This window comes from Candidatus Tenderia electrophaga, assembly GCA_001447805.1.
GTDB lineage: Bacteria > Pseudomonadota > Gammaproteobacteria > Tenderiales > Tenderiaceae > Tenderia > Tenderia electrophaga.
In genome coordinates, this window is the sequence record CP013099.1 from 2614893 (window position 1) to 2633176 (window position 18284).

At 63.7% G+C, this 18284-nt stretch carries 8 protein-coding genes; all 8 read right to left on the reverse strand.

Annotated elements, in window-relative coordinates; translation table 11 throughout:
• Positions 1-57 precede the first annotated feature (57 nt).
• Positions 58-2244, reverse strand: coding sequence for a hypothetical protein (locus tag Tel_12045; protein ID ALP53804.1), 2187 nt, complete (start codon positions 2242-2244; stop codon positions 58-60).
• Positions 2244-6386 carry a hypothetical protein gene (locus tag Tel_12050; GenBank protein ID ALP53805.1) on the reverse strand — a complete coding sequence of 1381 codons (4143 nt, stop codon included), beginning with the start codon at positions 6384-6386 and terminating at the stop codon, positions 2244-2246. The genes Tel_12045 and Tel_12050 overlap by 1 nt, the downstream gene beginning before the upstream one ends.
• Before the next feature lie 18 nt (positions 6387-6404).
• Positions 6405-8339, reverse strand: coding sequence for a hypothetical protein (locus tag Tel_12055; protein ALP53806.1), 1935 nt, complete (start codon positions 8337-8339; stop codon positions 6405-6407).
• Between the two features lie 73 nt (positions 8340-8412).
• On the reverse strand, positions 8413-10011 hold the full coding sequence (locus Tel_12060) for a hypothetical protein (GenBank protein ALP53807.1): 1599 nt from the start codon (positions 10009-10011) through the stop codon (positions 8413-8415).
• A 187-nt stretch (positions 10012-10198) separates the two neighbouring features.
• Complete coding sequence (locus tag Tel_12065) at positions 10199-14431, reverse strand: hypothetical protein (protein ALP53808.1); 4233 nt, start codon at positions 14429-14431, stop codon at positions 10199-10201.
• Positions 14432-14438: 7 nt separating this feature from the next.
• Positions 14439-16370 (reverse strand): hypothetical protein, encoded by a 1932-nt coding sequence (locus Tel_12070; protein ID ALP53809.1) that lies wholly within the window; start codon positions 16368-16370, stop codon positions 14439-14441.
• 541 nt (positions 16371-16911) lie between these two features.
• Positions 16912-17784, reverse strand: a complete 873-nt coding sequence (locus Tel_12075; GenBank protein ALP53810.1) for a hypothetical protein — start codon at positions 17782-17784, stop codon at positions 16912-16914.
• Between the two features lie 239 nt (positions 17785-18023).
• Positions 18024-18281 carry a hypothetical protein gene (locus Tel_12080; GenBank protein ID ALP53811.1) on the reverse strand — a complete coding sequence of 86 codons (258 nt, stop codon included), beginning with the start codon at positions 18279-18281 and terminating at the stop codon, positions 18024-18026.
• Between the last annotated feature and the right edge of the window lie 3 nt (positions 18282-18284).

An 18284-nucleotide genomic window follows, 5' to 3' on the forward strand; every position in this document is an offset into this window, starting at 1 on the left:
TTATCAATCAAACTATTATAGTCTGCGCGGTCGCGTGTCGCGATGCATCGGTGATGCTCAGGGTTCCAGGTCCTCGCGCCGCGTTTCCTCTTTGGTGAGGGACAAGGCCTTGGGCATGGCGCCGCCGGCGACTGCATCGGCATAATAGACCTTATACGCCTGCGGTTCTTCGTCATAGATCAGCAGGGCATCGGCCTTCAAGGCCTTGATGGCCGCTTCCTTTTTCGCGTCCGGTTTGTTTTCAACGACCTTCAGATCGCTGACCTCTTTGTTGTTAATGGCGAAGTATTTCCCCTTGCGCCGCATCAGGGCGACGGAATGGCCGGCATTGTCCTTGGGGTCCAGGGCCATATAACCGATGGGCTCGAAGGCCTTGAAGGCCGGGTTGTCGGGATCACGGACGCTATCGAAAAAGCGCATGGCATAGGTGGACAGGACATCACAATCCGCCTTCAGGCGCAGCTTGGCCGGCGCGCCCGGACCCAACTTGCCCAGCTTGCCGGCCAGGTCCGGCTGAATGTTGCGCCCCGAGACATGATAGAAAAAGATGTCGGCGATCTCTTCGTAGGTCTTGATCCATTTGTCCTGGTCATCCGGGTGTTTCTTGGCCAGGGCCGCGCCGAATTTATCGGTGTTGTCATCCAGCCAGGACCTGAGGGTCCTGAACTTCAAGTTCTTGGGCGCGTCGATCTTCACACCCGTGTCCTTGCCCAGCTGCACCAGATAGCCGACGTAATACTTCTGTTTGTTGGCATAGACCCAGGGCATGTCCTTTTCCATTTTCAGCTCGCCCACGTCCGGCAGCACCGTGGGGCCGTATTCCGGCTCGATGAACCACTTGGATTGCAGGACCTTGAACAACAGGTCACCCTTATTCTCTTTCCACATCCAGTCGGAAAAGACCTTGCGAAACCCTTTTTTGCGCAGCAGCACTTGGGAGACGATATCGATCAGGAAGGCGTCTTTTTCATAGGCATGGATCAGGGGCTTGAGGATGGCCTTGAGGCGGCCATTGTTGAGCTTCTTCTCGAAATCGCCGCTGCTGGTGGAGAACTTCTCCAGCAGGGGGTTATCGCTCTTGCCTTTATGCTTGATGAGCCATTCGGTGATGCGGGTCAGCACCTGGGGATCGGCGCTCTCGATCCTGTCCAGCACGGCGCCGTAGACATATTCGATCTGGCCCTCATCGGCCATGGAAGCGGTGAGTGCCACCGCCTCCTGGCCGAAACCGGCCTGGGCCATATAATTCAGGATCATGGCCGCCCGGTCCTCCTTCTGCACCACCTTGGGCCCGCCGGCCAGGATCTTCTTGGCCAGCAGCTCCGCCTTCTTGAACTTCTTCTCCCAGGCCTTGCGTGCCTTCTTGCCCTTGGGTTTGGGCATGGGGCCGATGACGCTGGGATCGGGGTCGGTGATCAGGCTCCAGGCATACTCCTGCAGGTCGAAGGCGTAGTCCTTGTGCTTGGGGTCGGTGGTCTTACCGTGTTTCTCGGCCCACTCGGCCAACTCCTGCTCCAGTTCATCCTGCAGGGATTTGCGCTGCAGCCGCTGCAGCGCCCGGCTCACCCTCGCTGTGGCGCCGCCCGGGCCCTTGGGCCGCGTGCCGGTCTGCTGCATGACGTGGGTCAACTCGTGGGCCAACAGATGCCGGCCCGCCTCACTGTCGGGTCGATATTGACCGGCGCCGAAGAAGATATCACTGCCCACGGTGAAGGCACGGGCGGAAACCTGTTGATTCAGGCGACTCGCCTGCGGCCCCTGGTGGACCCGGACATGGGAGAAGTCACTGCCCATGCGTGACTCCATGAATTCACGCGCTGACTGCGGCAGGCCGGCACCGCCGCCGCGCTGAGTCTGGAGATCGGATTGGAAGCTGGCGCTGACACGGCCGTCACCCGCTGCGGACCCCTCGGCCTGTAACACCTCGTCTTCTTCCTCTTGCCGGGCCTGGCGCTGCACCTGTTCAGCCGTGGCCGCAGAGAGATCGCGCGCGGCGCGCGTCTGACCCATGACGTGATCGGCCACTTGATCCGCCTCGCGCTCGTAGGGATCATCCACCGGGCCAACGGTGAGACGGGGCTGTATGATTTCTTCTTCCTCCGCCGTGACCTGACGCTGCACCGGCCCCGCCTGCAGATACAGGGGCAAGCCCGCCGGCGCCTCGGGACGCGGCCGTTCGGGTGATCGCACCGATTGCGGATCGCTTTGGTCCAGGTGCCGATATTTAGACTCAAAGCTCGACATCAACCCTCCTGACAACTGCCCTTGTTGTCGCGGATATTCTCGATGAAACCGCTGACATCGAAGCTGGAGGCTACCGGCGGCCCGCCCCGGTTGCTATTCTGCTGCAGCTCGCCGTCGCAGTATTTGTAGGTGGCGTAGGCACAGCTGAAGCCGGCGTTGAGGTACTGATAGGTGCAGTGGCCGTCACCAAAGATGTCGATGGCGTGGGGCCCGTCCTGATTCACCACGCTCACGCCGTACCTCACCACCAGCTTGTCGTCATGCACCAGGTCCTTCACGTTTTCCTCCACCTGGCTGTTGTGATCACGATTGGCCTGGCCGGTGATGGGATAGAGATTGATGGGATCGCCCACTCCGCCCAGGCCGCGGTTGTCGGAGTGGTTGAGCAAATGGCCCTTGATATAGACCTGGGTCTGTTTAAATCCCGAGCCGCCGTGGGCGGCCAAGGTGGGCAACTTGCGCAAACCATACAGGTTGTCCTGGCCGTTGGGCGCACCGCCGCCAGTCTTTTCGTGGGTCAGAAGCTCGGTCAGCATGCTGGCGCCTACCGTATCGCTGGAGCCGTCCAACAGGGTCAGGGAGGTGCTGTTGTAGTTGGTCTGGTTCAACTGCGGCGCCAGACTGGGAATGTGTTTGGCAGTGGCGGCGGTCAGGGGATCCTGGCACAGGTCCAGGGTCCAGGTGATGACATGGTCGGTATCCCGGGTGGTGCCGATATCCGGCGGCGTCACCGGCGGGGCCTGGTCGCGCACCGTGGCGGTGACGGTGATGGGCTCACCGTTCCAGTCCTCATCGATAAACAGACGGACGCCGCGACTGTCCAGGGTCGGATGCACGTAGGTGGTATTGCCGCTGCCCGGTGCCAGCCAACTGGCGGACTGGCTCACCTCGTAGACCGTCTCATACGGCCCCTTGCCGGGATCGATGGGGATCCAGGCGGCCGTGCCGATGGGACGGAATTTGTCTTTGTCGCGCGACTGCACCCCGAACACCAGATCATCACCCGCGGCGGCCGGCAGTTTGACCTTTTGCAGGGGCACGGAACGGATGACATTGAAAGGCGTGTCGGGATGAAACTCCCTGCCCCTGGGCCGGGGTCTGGGCCGGGGTCTGGGCCGCGGTTTGGGGACAGGTTTGGGACGCGTCAGCCACTTATACAGCAGATACAACAGCAGCAGGATGATCAGGATAATGACCACGATGACGATGATCAACACGATGAATTCAGCTACCGTCAGCGAAAAGGCGAAACCGAAGGCGATGATATACACCACCCCCTGGAAGATGACGATGACAAACCCGGCCGGCGGTCCGGCGAAGGCGATGGTGGGATTGTTGGAAGTCGGCGGCATCCTGAATCTGCCGATCAATTCACCGACATTCAAGCCCAGCCCTTGGCCGCTGACCAGGCGCCGCACCATGCCACTGACGGCACTGCGAATGCGGCTCAACACATTGTCGGCGAACTCGATCAGGGCTTGCACCGGCCGTTCCACCAGGGAACGGATGTAATTCACTACCCTAACGAACAGGGAAATGGCCCAGGTGATGGTGTTGGCGATGAATTGAGTCACCGCCTCCACCATGCCCCGCAGGGTCAGTAACACCTTGGCCACATAGTCCACCGCCGCGCTGATAAAGCCGGCGATGCGGCGGGTGACGGCGGCCATGACCTGGGCCGCGATGGACCGCAGGGTGGTCAGCAGCAGGGCGACAACGCCGCGGGTCTTCTCCTGGAAGCTGTGGATGATGGCGGCGTTGCGCGCCTGCGCCCGTGCGCTGATCTCGATAATGTGGGCGCGCCAGTCATCGGCCCGGGTCGTCGCCTCGACGCCGTCGCGCTGCCCGCCCCCGTCGCCGAGGGACGCGGCCAGGGCCGCCAGGTGTGCGCGACAATTGGCACGGATCTGGCGCAGGGAGCGCTGCGCCAGTTCTCGCATGGCGCGCAGCACGCGGCGTTCGGCGCGCGTCAGAATCGGCAGGACGGTGCCGTAGAGGATGCGGCGCAGGGTCCCCACCACCCGGCTCAGGACGCGATTGAACAAACTGAATACGGAGGCGGCGATCTGGCTCAGGGCGGCGGAGATGCGTGTCAAAGCCATATTGATGAAGGCGGTGATACTGTTCAAGGCGGTGGTCAGCAGGCGCATACCGATGGCCAAGGCGCTTTGAATCATCCCCAGCACCGTGCCCAGGGCCGCGTTCACGGCGGCCACGGCATGATTGATCAGACTCGCCGCCAGGCGTCGCGCCTGTTCCACCCCGGGCAAATCGGGTAAGGGCAGGGTGTTTATGAGATGACTGATGCGGCCCGCAATGCCGCTAACAGTGGCTTGCGCCGCGGCGCCGGCACGCTGCACGATGCCAGCGATGCTCTCTTGCACCGACGCGGCCGCCCGGTGAATGGAGATCAGCGCCGCAGCGATGGCGCCTTGCACCGTGGCCAGGGCGTTGGCGATAGTCGCGCCGATTTGGGCCTGCTTGGCGGCAACAAAGGCCTGCAGCGCCTCGATCCTGGCTTCGATGAACCCGCTCATCCCGTCGCGCGCGGCGCCGAAGCGGCCGCTGACCTCGGCCCGACGGGCGCCGGCCAATGCCTGTAACAGCCCCGCCGCCGTCTCGCAGTCGCCATTGACATGCTCGGCCTGGGCCAAGACAAAGGCCTTGTGCTCGGAATCGGGGGCGGCGGCGATGCGGGCGTAAGGATCGCCGTTGACGGCCGCGCCGTCGGCGCCGTCCGCCTCGGGACCGGTCTCTGCCACGGACCCGGCTTGCGCCTCTTCTTCTGTCTCCGGCTCGGCGCCGGCGCCTCCCACTGCCTGGGGGCCGGCCTCGGGAGCTGATTCGCCCCCTTGTTGCTGTGCCTCAGCGCCGCCCTCCGCGGCCGACTCGATGGATGTGCCTTGCGCCTCCCCAGCGCCGGCCCCTTGTCCCCCGGCTGAAGCGCCTCCTGCGCCAGGCGCCGCGCCTTCGTCCTCTGCCCCGCTGCCCGTCTGCATTGCCGGGGGCTCGGCTTCCAGGGTGGCGCTCGCTTCCGCCTCCGGTGTCGCCGGGCTTGATGCGGGAGGCTCGGCGGCACCGGTCTCGGAGGCAAACGCTGCCGGGGCGGCAGGCGCGCCCGCCAAGATTGATGGAATCTGCGTGTGCTGCGCTTCCCGCCGGGCCGGTTCGGTCTCGGCCGGCAGCGCCGCTGCCGACCCGTCAATGGTCGGCACGCCCTGGTTTTCGGCAACGGTCGCGCCCGCGTCGGCCCCCACCCCTGCCCCGGGTTGCCCCGCCGTCGGCCGCGCTAAGGGTGCCGCCCCTTGCTGCGCCACATGGGTCGCCTCATGGGCCATCAGCCCCATGTCGTTTTCACTCTGGCCGCGCCCCAGATAGATATGGTTGCGGTGGGTGAAGGCCTTGGCATTGATGCTGCGCGCGGCGTCCTGGGCGCGCCCGTCGGAGTGGACCCGCACCTGACTCAGGTCGCGCCCCAGTACGGCGCCGATGCGTGACTGCAACGGCGCCGGCAAGGAGACGCCGCTGCCGGGATGATTGAGGGTTTGATCAAGGGGGTCCGCCGCCTCGGCCACGGGCATCTCCGTTTGCTTGGCCTGTACGCGCCCGGTCCCTGGTCTCTCCTCTTGGCACTCGGCGCACAGGCGTTGCAGCGTCGCGCCGCCGGGTACGCGCGACACGGATCCAGGCGATGAGTCCGGCAGGCGCATTACGGTCTCGGCCACGTGGTCGGCCTCGCGCTCATAGGGGTCGTCGGCCGGCGCGACACTAAGTTGGGGCCGCAGGCCTGCACGCGCAAGCGGTATAGCCTGTAGCGGGGGTCCCTCGGCGTCATGCGCCGAGGGCCGACGTTGCAGCCTGCCCTCCTCCTCGGCCAGGGGACCCGGCGGACTGCCGATACCGTCACAGCACTTGGCCTGTATTACCTCTTCTTCCTCGTCCTGCGCCTGAGCTTGAACCGCGCGGGGGGAAGGTGAGGTCGGCCAGGGCGTAGGCGCCCCCGTGCGCAAGCCGCCCGCGAGGAACAGCGGCATGCCCAGGGGCATACCGGTCTCGGCGGCACGGGGCGCGGACTCGGGTGACGCCCGCTTGACCGCCTTGGCCGCAGACTCACCCTCCTTGGTTTGAACGGCGCTCTCCATGCTCAGCCCCGGCGCGAATCAACCCGTGCCATAGCGGCGCAACTCACTGGGAAACTGGCGCCCCAGCTTGCGGTATTCCCCCATCAGGGCGCTCACCACGTCCGCGAAGGCAATGGGCCGTTGCGCCGCCTGTGCCGCCACCGCCGCCGTCAACACTGCATTGCGAATGTGACCGCCGGCCAGGTCACTGGCTGCCGCGAGTTGGTTGATCTGCTTGGTGTTGAGTTGATGTTGATCACCCAGATGGGCCTGCCACAGGGCGCGGCGCTCCTGCGGATTGGGCAGGGGAAACTCGATAATCTTGTCCAGGCGCCGGGTGAAGGCGGCGTCGAAGCGCTCGCGGCTGTTACTGGTCAGCACCACGATGCCGCGATAGAACTCGATGCGTTGCAACAGGTAATTAGTCTGGGAGTTGGCGAAGCGATCGGTGGAGTCTTTGACATCGGTGCGCTTGCCGAACAGGGAGTCGGCCTCGTCGAACAGCAGCACGATCTCGCTATGCTCGGCGCGCGCCAACAGGGCGGCCAGGTTCTTCTCCGTCTCGCCGATATACTTGCTCACCACCGCCGCTAGGTCGACCCGATACAGAGGCAGTCCCAACCGGGTGGCCAGCCAACTGGCCGCCAGGGTCTTGCCGGTGCCCGACGCACCGGTCATCAAACAGCGCACCCCTTGTTGATAACGCACCTTGATGGTGACGCCCAGGGAGGCGTCCAGATGTTCACGGGCGCGACAACGGGCCAGCAACTGCTGCAGCTCGTGATCGACCGATTTCGACAACACCAGCGCCTCATCGGGGATCTCGGCCGTCATGGGCTGGGCCAGATTGCCCAGCGCACCGGCTTCGGCCTCCCAGGCGGCGCGGCGGATATCGTGGATGTCGGGGCGCTCGCGTTGCTGCAACCGCGCCTCACGTTGCGCCAACTCGGCCAGCTCGGCGATGCGGCCGCTGGAGTGAATATGCGCGCCGGCCAGCTGATTCGCCAAGGCCGCGTGCTGCAGATATTCCAGCCACAGCTGTCGGCGTTCCGACTCGGGGGGCGGCATCAGCTGCCATTGTTTCAGCGAGCCGCGGGCCGTCTTTACCTGGCCGTCGGGGCCGGTCAATACCAGGCGCGGCCCCTCATAACCGGCCAGCTCCGGCACCAGGACTTGGGCCTCGGCCCCCATGTCGTATTCGAACACGGGCAGACGGCCACCGATGAGACAGGCCACCCCTAAGCCCGCCAGATCGTTATCGGCCGTTGCAATCAACCACGGCGCGCACTGCAGCTGAGCCGCAATCTCGGCGGCCACGGCACGCGCCTCGGCTTTAGAGGCGGAGCGCAGCACCAACACGCCATGGACACAGCCCTGTAGGGTGGCGGCATGGCGCGCCGCGGTCTCCAGCGTGGACAAGGGCAGGCGCACGCCCGCCGCCTGGGACAGGTCGCGACAGCCGGGCCATAGCAAAGGTTTGTCGCGCAACAACAAGGCAAGGCCCATGGGCATCTTGACGGTCTGCTCCGGCAGGGGCGCCTGTTGATTGAGCAACTGCAAGGCGCCGCTGGCGATGGCCGGACCGGCCAGCAGGGCGCCGCTCACCCAGCCCGGTGCACCGCTCAGCGGTGCCAGCGCCGCCTCCAACATGCCCAAGGCCGGCCGCGATCCGCCCACCGGCGCCTGAATATGGGCCAGCACCCGGCCCACCATCGGTTCCTCCTCCACCATCAGGGCCAACATCACGGCAATGATCTCGGCATGAGACAGCCCCAGCCGCTCGGCCATCTGCACCATGGTGCGGTCGGCCGGCGCGGGATGCCGCAACAACTGGGTCAGCAGTCCGGCCAGATCGGTGACTTCACGCAATGGATCGTAGTGGTTATAGAGATACACCTGCTCCGCCCCCACGGGTTCCACATCCGCCTCGGCGAACAGCAGGCGGCCGACACAGCCCAAGGCGATGTGGCGCAATGACAGCGGGGCGGCAGGTGTCTCTTGAGCGCCTGCGCCGCTGCTACGGTGTGAAGTCTCGCTATACATGACCCTATCCTTCGTTGTGGTAATGGAACTGCACCACGCGCCCCAACCAGGGCACCCAGCCCGGGTCCGAGTCCAGGGCCACACGGCGCAGGCGCAGATCGGTGTGGTTGATATCGAAGTGCACGTCCCAGTGAGTGGGGGTGAGCGCAATCCGGCCGGGGCGCTGGATCAGGCCGCGCAGTGAAAGTTTGCAGTAACGGCGCAGATACGCCGCCGCCACCAGTTGCAGGGTGTTTGCCAGCTCACGCGGGGACGCCGTCGCTGGCGGCCGGTCGGACAGTTGTCGCCAGAGTACCGGTATCCAGCGTACAGGTATCTGCATCTCTGCCAGGGCGATGTCGGGCCGCGGCTCGAAGTCCTGGAACAACATCCAGAGGGGGTCTTGCTGGGCGAGCCTGAAACGCCGCGCCATGCTCCATAACAAGTAGCGTGGAAAATCGAGTGAGATGAGGCGTTGGTTTCTTTCTAGCAATTCGGACAGGGCAAGCCGCTGCAGTACGGGGATCATGAGTGCGAAGCCGGCGTGGCTGCTGCAACACGCCTTGCCGCCCGGGCCGGGTTCTTTTTCATATATCTCGGGCTGTGCCGGTGGGTCGGTTAACCCCCCCTTAACCCCCCTTTGCAAAGGGGGGAATGAGTCTTGGGCATGCTGCGATCCAGGCGCCTCTACCCCTGCCGGCGATGACAGCGGGGGATGAGCATCATGCTGCACACCCGCCGCAACCACTCCTCCCGTCTCCCCTTTTTGCAACGGGGGGCCAGGGGGGGGTTCATTCCCGCCAAGCTCGACTCGCTCACCCGACCAGGCCGTCAACCACCGCGCCAGGTCCATGCGCGGCAAGACGTCGCGACACGCCAACCACACAGGCTGGCGCAGAATCAGCGCATTCCAGGCCAACCATCGACTGCGCACATCCGCTTCACCCCATGCGTCCACGGCCGTGGCGATGGCATGACGCCAATCCCGATTCAAGTCGGGGGCGTGTATCCGTTTTTGATAATGGACGGGTGAGCCCGTGTCCGCAGCGGCCACCGGCGACAGTCCCGCCTCATGCAACAGGCGCCCGACCAGGGAAGGGGTAATGTGCGGCAGCAAACCCTCCAAACGCCGCGGCGCCAACACGGCCTGCAACACATGCGCCGGCGCCAATACCTGCACCGGTGTACGCAAGGCTTCCAATAGCAGCCCTTCGACGGTGGCTGTCGTCAGGCGCAGATCACGCCCCGGAAACAGGCTACGCCAATACCATGCGTGAGCGACCCCGTCATCGAGCAAGGTGCGCAGCAAGGCCTGATAGGGCCGCAAGGGACCACTGAACCAGACTACTTGGGCGTCCGGCGCGGGGCGTTCGTCCACACACACCGCGCCGACGGCCAGGTTGCGCACTAGATTGGCGATGCGCTCGGCCAGCAGATTGGCCGGCAGGTTGCTTCGCAATCTGCCCAGCTCCAGACGCCGTATCACCACCTGAGCACTGGGCGGAAGGCCGGGCAGGCTGGCGCTGCGAAAGGCCTCTTCCAGGCAATAGCGGGCCTGTTGCAGGTGGCTGTGGTCACTGGCACTGAGGCTCAGCTTGCGGATGCGGCGTTCGGCGTGTTGCATGGGCTAGCGCAATACCTCCGTCATTACGACTACACAAGGGATCCCCCTCTTTTCTAAAGAGGGGCTAGGGGAGATTTAAACGACCAGGAACAACACTGTGCCTTTTGGCTTATTTTCGACATCTATAAATCCCCCCTGCCCCCCCTTTTTAAAGGGGGATGGGTTGGGTGGGGCGGCGGGGATGACATTAGAACATCATCCCCAAGCGCTCCCCGATCTGCACCCGCGCGCCGGATTCCAACTGCACGCTCTCACCCACCACGCTGTGCACCTCGGCGCTCAGCTGGCCGCCTGATATGTCCGCCACCTTGCCGCGCACCAGCGTATTGCCGCCCGAGACCATGGAGATGGCCATGCCCACCCGCACCCGGGTCAGGTCGGCGATCACATTCACAAAGCTGCCGGGACGCACCACGATGGGCGCTGGGATATAACCGGCGATCAATTGATTCACCGGCGCATGGCTGGCACCCAGCAGGGCCACCCGGATCAAGTCGCTGATCATGTGCTGGGCCTCGCTGTACTTGCTGAAGACACGGCCGTAGAGCCAATCCACCAGGCGCTGCATGTCGTGACGTTCGATGTAATCCAACTCACCGAAACGCGGCAGGCTGTAGAGGTTGCGCAGCTTGACCGGTTGATCGTATTGGCTCAGCCGCTCGGCCCATGCCAGGCGTATGCCGGCCGGCACCTCGGAAAAATTCACATACAGACACGTCGCCACTTTCGAGATCATCTCCATTTCCCGCGCGGCGCGCTGACTGGCGCCCATGCGGCCGTGGTTGCCGTCAATCAGATCACCCAGCGATACCACCTCCGGTACACGTTTGATCGACTCCTGCCAACCGAAGCGCTGGAAGGCGGCCAGATCCAGGGCCGCGGTCTTTTTGCGTTCGATCTGAACGCGCTGCTGGGCCTGCATCAGCGCGGCGCCCATGCCCTGAAACAGGGTGTCCGGCACCTGGAAGTTCAGTTTCAGGAACGGATGCGCGGTGATCTTGGTGGCGGCCCGCTGCTTGGCATTGGCGAGGGTCACATGCAGATCGGCCAGACGACTGAGATGGGGCAGGATCAGATTCACCGCCACGAACCACTTCATGGGGGCATCGCGTACCACATCCAGCATGGCCGCCACGGGCTCGGGTGTCTGCACGTCCGACAGATCGCACAGGGGCAGCGGCTGGTCGGAGAGATCCGGATTGACATAGTGCATGGGCGCATCCAGGCGCACGTCCACGGTACGTGGACGGCGAAACAACAGGAAGGAGACCTGGGTGGCCAGGATCTTGTCGCGCTTGGCATTCAAGGCGTCGATACGCGCCTGTTCCTCAGCCTTGAGCGCGCGCGCCACGGTGAGATCATGGCGCGCTTCGGCCAATTCGTCGCCGAGGGTCTTGAGGCGCTGGTCGGCCTGGTTCAACTCATCCCGGATATCCTTCAAGGTATCCTGGCAACGACTGACGGCGCGGCGATAGGCATGCACCCGGCCCTCGATGAGGCGCAGCACACCCACTACGTTTTCCAGGGCCTTGACCCCGGCATTGAAATAGGCCGCCTCGTCGTCGCTATCCACCGGATCGTAATTGCCGTTGAGCACCCCGTCCAGGATGGAACGGTCGGCGCGGATGTCGGCAAAGGAGACCGACTCGCCATCAGCGCTCACGCCGGGCACGCTCAGATCATCGATATTGATGTCGCTATCGACCAAGTCGCCGAGCAACTCCCCCTTCACCGCCACCCCGGCCATGTAGGAGACATTGGCACCGGACTCCTGCAAGCGTTCACCCACGGTGACGTTGTTGAAGTTCTGCACCATGCCGATGACCGGGTTCTGTTCGCCGACTTCTTGGGGGGTGGCGACGTTGAACAAGGCAGCGCTGCTGCTCTGGGTCTCGAACATCGTCGCAAAATTCAGCTCGGCATCCTGCACCCCGGCGAGACTGATGTTGCGATTGCGCAAGCTCATGTCACGCAACACGGCATTCTCAAGCGCGGCCGACCCACCGGCCAAATCGCGACCGCTCAACTCGCCGGAGACGAAGCTGTTGCCGCCGACGATATTGATATTGGCCGTCCCCGCCACCGAAACATTGCCGGCGTCCCCGGCAGGCACATGGGTCACCGGACTATTGACAGCGCCACCGCCATCACCACCGGTCTGCGGCGTGGCCTGCTTGATGCGGGTATAGAACTCGGATAACTCATTCTTGGTGGCCACCGCCGACTCACCCTTGGCGATCTCGGCCAGGGCCGGCGAGGTGGCCAGTTTGGTGCCCACCTCGTTGCCCAACATCATCTGGCGCACCCGGTACATGTCGGTGCGCAGACGCAGGAAGCCGAACTCCACCCGATCATTGGCCTTATTGATCTTCTGCTGCAGGAAGTTGATATATTCCTCGATGCCCTTCTCGTCCAGTTCGGCCACCTCGGCATCGGAGAGCGGCGTGGTGGTATCGAGGTAATTGCGCAGCGCTGCCAGTGCTTCGACCTGGTACTGCGCCTGACCGAAAGGCGGCTGCAACTTACCGGGCACCACCTCGACGGTGCCGAACTGATCCTCGGTGTCCAGCAACGCCACGCTGACGCTGAACTCTCCCTCGTCCGCGCCGGGACTATGGGCCTGGATGGCAAGCACGTTTTCGCCCTCGATCAGACGTCCCTTGAGCTCACCCAGTTCATAGAAGCGTGTTTGCAGTTCTTGCGCAGTGGCCGCCGGTGCGTTGTGAAACGGCCGGGTGACATTGGCCGAGCTGAGATAACGGCCGTTGAGATAGGCATAAAAACCGCCGTTGGTGGTGACGCTCAGGGTGTAACGATGGGCCTCTTCAATCGACGCCAGGCTGAAACCATGGCGAAGGAATAGGGTGACGTAGTTGCCCGGCATATCGTCCAGGGCAGTGCCCAGACCACCGGTACCGTAACCGATACTGGTCACCCCTGCGGTCCAGTTGGCGTCGTCGAAACCGTTTTGGAACCAGTTGCTGGGCGGCGCGGTCTGGCCCTTGAAATAGCGGCATTCATCGCCCCGCTGGACCAATTGCTGTTCGAATTCGATGGGCTGTTCCAGTGAATCGATGGCATTGGGATCGTCGGCCGGATAGAGCAGCGGCCGGCCCTTCATGGCCCGAAACAAGGCCGAGGCGATATTCCGCACAATCAGGCGCCGGCCCAGCCATTGATTGCGCTGCGTGGTGTAACGGGCGATGGTCTGGTCGAAGATGGGATCGATCACCTCGACTACCAGCAGCTTGGGATCGTAGTGCTGCTGCGGCACCGGCACCAACACCTCCACCCGGTCCGGTGCATTCAAATCATAGGGCAGCAGGCTGGCGCTCTCCTCGATGGCCAGATCCAATTGCTCATAGGGGATGGCCAGGGCGCGCACCGCATAGCTGGGCGGAAAGAAGTGCTGCAACTGTTGGCGCGCGGCCAGCGCCTCCTTGGGCAACACGCCCACCGGCGGCAGATAACGAAACTCGGCCCCGGCCTGAATGTCGGCGGGCTCCAGCCCGGGGGTGTTCATGACCCAGTCCACCAGCTGTTCGTTGAATTGCTCGAACTGCGCCTGCCACAAAAATCGGTCACCCGCCGGACTGATGGGCACGGCATTGCCCTTGGCCTCGCCGCCGCGACGCACCACGCTGTTGCGATCGATGAATTGATATTGCAGTGCGGCGTCCAGACCGATCAGGGCGATGGGCACGCCGACCGATGACCACGGCAGGTATGCGCCCTCGCTCAGGCTGCGTTCATAATCGAACACGGCATAGGCGATACGATTGCGCTGCCAGTTGCCTAACACCGGCAACGGTCCGAGTTCGCGGTTCCAGGCATACAGCACCAAGCGTGAACCATCCACCCACTGCCAGTTCTCAAACGCCTCGTCGCTGGGGTCGTAATCACACGGGTCAGTGGAAGGCTCCTGGCCGAAGTGTTCCACCGTGACCGGTTGCAACACCAACACCATGGCCGCCGGCAACGCCACCCCGGCAGCGCGCAGGGCGCCCAGGGTGTCACCCAACTTATAGGCACCCTCGACACCCTCACCTTCCAGCAGGGATGCCGGGGCGTAGACGCGAATGTCGTCCAGCTTGAGCTGCTGATTGCGATTGATATGGACGATCTCACCGCTGGCGGCAATGCCCATGCCGGCGGCGATTTCGATCACCACACCGTCGCCGGTCTCGACCGCATCGGCCTCCAGGCCGGTGACCACGCCGGGGGAGACCGCCTGCCCCAACGTCGCCAGATGACCGGCGCGGCCCTGCTGTTCCAGGCGCAGGGCAGTGTGGGTCAGGGCACGGCCGGTGAAATACTCCAGGCGTTGACGCCAGTCGGCGTCGGGATAGCGTTCGATAGCGGGTTGTACCGCCAACAGCTGTTCACCATGGACCGGATCATCAATCGGAAAGCGTTTCATATGCGCCTCATCTTCTGGTTAGGGTGCTACCGATACGCGGATTGAAAGAGACCGGCTTGTTCACCACCGGACCGCTGCGCACCTCAGTGGTACCGGCCTTCTCTTCGATCACCTTGCTGACCTTCTCCACCGCGGCGGCATCATTGCCGCTGCCTGCGTCGGCCAGTTCTTTGGTCAGCGTTTCGAACTCCGCCTTGGGCAGGGTGCGACTGAGTCGGTCCAGCTCGGGCAGCTTGCCGGACTTGGCCAGGTTCTCCATCACCCGCGTATTGCCGCTGAAGTGCTCATCCGCTTTTTCCAACCGCGCCAGACCTTCGCCAAAGCCCGGTTCGCTGAAACGTTCAGCCACTTTCATGACGTCGCGGCTGTCCACCTCCTCCGCCTTTTCCAGTTCGGTCACCGCCGCCCGTACTGCGGCGTCGGAGCCGCCCAGCATCATGGGCGAGGCGAGAAACGAGGTAAGCTCCGCCGCTGCCGTGGTGGTGGCGCGCGACAATAGGGAATTGAAACGGGTCTTGAGATTGAGGCCGTTGATGCGTTCGGTCACCTTCTCTTCAAATTCCCTTTCAGCGCTGCGGATCTCCACCGACCAGGAGGTCACCTCCGCCTTGTAGTGCAGATTGCGGCGGCGCAGATACCAGAGTTGGCTCAACTTGCTCAACTCGGTGCGCCACTGACTGTCGGCACTCGCCTCTGCGGGAGTCATCGCCGTCACCCGTCGGCGCGACAACAATTGACTCAAGGCCGTGATCGGTTTGCGTTTGGCGATCATGCCCGGTTGCGCCGCCGGCAGTTCACGGCTGATAGTGGGCAGGCTTTGGCTCAGGCTGCGGAACTGATGGCGCGGCACCGGCATCACCACCAGTACCGAGGTGGACTCCTGCGCCGCGCCGGTCAACTCAAGGTCCAGCGGCGGCAACAGCATGGCGTCTTCCAACAAGGCCGGCAGTTCATCCTCCGGCACGATGGAAAGCTCCACATCCATCTCCGCCGGAAAAAAGCTGTGACTGAAATCATCACCGTTGACACCACTGGCGGGCATAGGACCGGCCGGTGGCAACACCGGAAAGTGTTCACTGGCGCTAATACGCGCGCCCGAGCCCAGTTGTTGCTGCAGTTCATTCAACTGCACGCTGTACTGACGCAGATGGGCGGCGCGCAAGGGTCGCGGCGAAATCCCCAGGCCCCAGACATTGCGTTCCCGCTGGGCGATCTCGCGCCGCACCATGAACATATCCAGCCAGCGGATAATGCCGTGATCCAGGGCCAGCATGGCCAGCGGCAAGACATCCTCGGGTTGGCCCTTCAAACTTTCCTCGTAGAAGATCTCACGCGCCACATGGCTGCGACGCTGTTCCAGTTCGGTGGCCGCGCCGGGATCGGGATAAGGGATCAGGGTCACTGCCGTCGCCTCGATCACCGAGCCGTCATGCGTGGTGCGCGGCGCGTCCACATGGGTGGGATAAGACGAAATGGGATTGCCGGTGTACTCCACCGTGCGCAGGGCGACGATGTAGAGCCCGCTGCGGTTGAAGGGTGACGCCCTGGGAATTTCGGAAAGACCAAAACTCGCATCCAGTTGCTGTCCCTCGGCTACGTTGGCCAGATCCACGCTGAGTTGTTCCGGCAACACCACCTGACTGCCCGACGGCGTCAGGCCGTGGCCGGCGTCGATGACCACGGTGCGCGCCTTCTCGCTGTGGGCGCGCACACCCAAGCCGGTGATGACGCCGAAACCGGCGACACGGCCATAGTCCGCCTGGCGCGCCAGAAAATAGTTCTGCTCGGCGTTCAGGGCCTGGGCATCGAGAAAGCGCCCGTCGAACCACAGAGGTCGGCGACGACGATCATCGGTGATGATGGTGCCCTGCGGTTTCGCTTGCTGCAGCTCGGCCAGGTCGATCTTCTCCCGGGCCGGACCGGTGGTGATCTTGTTCATCTCAATTCTCCTTGAACTGATCTTGATTTGTATAAATCCCCCCTAGCCCCCCTTTTTCAAAGGGGGGTACTGGGGTGGGGGTTCCCCGCGCGGGGTCCTGCAAACTACCCCCGTACCGTTGCTCCCCTTTTTCAAAGGGGAACTGGGGCAGGATTCCCCGCGGGGCTTTGCAAACTACCCCCGTACCGTTCCTCCCTGTTTCAAAGGGGGAACTGGGGCGGGGGTTTCCCGCGGAGCCCTGCAAACTACCCCCGTACCGGTCCCCCCTGTTTCAAAGGGGGAACTGGGGCGGGGGTTTCCCGCGGGGCCCTGCAAACTACCCCCGTACCGTTCCTTCCTGTTTCAAAGGGGGAACTGGGGCGGGGGTTTCCCGCGGAGCCCTGCAAACTACCCCCGTACCGGTCCTCCCTGTTTCAAAGGGGGAACTGGGGCAGGGGTTTCCCGCGGAGCCCTGCAAACTACCCCCGTACCGGTCCCCCCCTTTATTAAAGGGGGGTTAGGGGGGATTTTCGCGTTAGCGGGGATTTCATTCCCGGGACCTTTAAACATCCCCCGTCACTCCAACCCCCAACCACCGCGCCAAGGCATTGGCCGTCACCACGAAGGGGCGCAGCTCGTTACGCACCATCACCGCTTCGGCACTGCGCCGCGCCGGGCGCTGCCCGGCCGGGGCCTGATCCGCCGGCAACAGCACCCGGGCCAGAAACAGCGCGCTGGTATCCTGACCCGGCACGTGCTCGGGCAAGGGGTCCAGACCCTGCAAGCTGCTGTAGGCACTGCCCTGGCGCCAGGCATCGAAGATGGCCTGGCGCAGATTAACGGCATCACCGCCGAAGTCGGGCCATTGGGCTTGGGGCACGGGCGGATCGGTCTCCTGACGCAGGATCAACTCGATTTCAAAGCCGTCGCGCAGGCGCGCGGCGGTGACGCTATCAAAACTGTCGAAGGCAGACGAGGCGAAGGCCGGGGTCTTGCCGCGCTCGCACACCACGAAGCGGATGAACAGATCGGCCGCCACCCCCGAGGGTGAATCGGTCCACAGATTGCCCGTGTCGTGCCAGGCCTGGCGCAGCAGTTGCGGCGACTGGGCCGCATACCAGTCGGCCAGTTTCAGGCAACGCGGCGTGACCACCTCGATCAGGCGTCCGAGGCGGTCGATGGCCAGGCCCGGTTCGACCAATAGACGTTCCGAACGGGCGGGGTTGGTCTCATCGGCCGGCTGTTCCGGTTCATGGATCACCTCCAGCCCCGCCAGGGTGCCTTGGCCCATGGCATATGCCAGGGCCCGGGCCAGGCGGCTGCGGTGATAGTCCTGCTCGGCCCGAAAGTCCTCCGCCCCCAGCAGCACGCCGGTCGCGTAATGGACCCGGTCGGGGCCTTCCGGCAGGGGCAATGAATCTGTTTCTTTTGCCATGTTTGCTCTCCTTACACTTTAAATCCCCCCTGCCCCCCTTTTTCAAAGGGGGGGAACTGGGGCGGAGGGTTCCCTTCGGGCCCGGCACGTTACCCGCATACCATCCCCCCTTTACAAAGAGGGGAACATTCCGGGGCAGATTGCAGTGCCCATGCCTTAACCACCGCCCGCTCCCCCCCCCTTTTTAAAGGGCACTCGCGGAGCATAAAGGGTTAGGGGGGATTTCCTGCCACCCACCCTCACCCCAACGGCCTGCGAATGATGACGGGATCATTCCCGATCACCGGCCGCTCGATGCGCAGGTCATCGGGATCGATGGGCGTCACCGGAATGCGCTGATCCACGATCCTCACCTTCACCTTGGCCGCCCGACTGCGATTGCCGCTGCTGTCTTCCACTTCAAGCTGAAAGACATAGGTACCGGCCGGCAGGCCGCCGTCCACCTTGAGCTGCGGCACCCGGGTCTTGAATCGCTTTTTGCGCCTGAAGTCGGCCATGGA

Bases quoted from the DNA above. Each gene is read 5' to 3' on its own strand.
- Tel_12075 (ALP53810.1), bottom strand. From the start codon at position 17,784: ATGGCAAAAGAAACAGATTCATTGCCCCTGCCGGAAGGCCCCGACCGG.
- Tel_12060 (ALP53807.1), bottom strand. From the start codon at position 10,011: ATGCAACACGCCGAACGCCGCATCCGCAAGCTGAGCCTCAGTGCCAGT.
- Tel_12050 (ALP53805.1), bottom strand. From the start codon at position 6,386: ATGGAGAGCGCCGTTCAAACCAAGGAGGGTGAGTCTGCGGCCAAGGCG.
- Tel_12045 (ALP53804.1), bottom strand. From the start codon at position 2,244: ATGTCGAGCTTTGAGTCTAAATATCGGCACCTGGACCAAAGCGATCCG.
- Tel_12070 (ALP53809.1), bottom strand. From the start codon at position 16,370: ATGAACAAGATCACCACCGGTCCGGCCCGGGAGAAGATCGACCTGGCC.
- Tel_12065 (ALP53808.1), bottom strand. From the start codon at position 14,431: ATGAAACGCTTTCCGATTGATGATCCGGTCCATGGTGAACAGCTGTTG.
- Tel_12080 (ALP53811.1), bottom strand. From the start codon at position 18,281: ATGGCCGACTTCAGGCGCAAAAAGCGATTCAAGACCCGGGTGCCGCAG.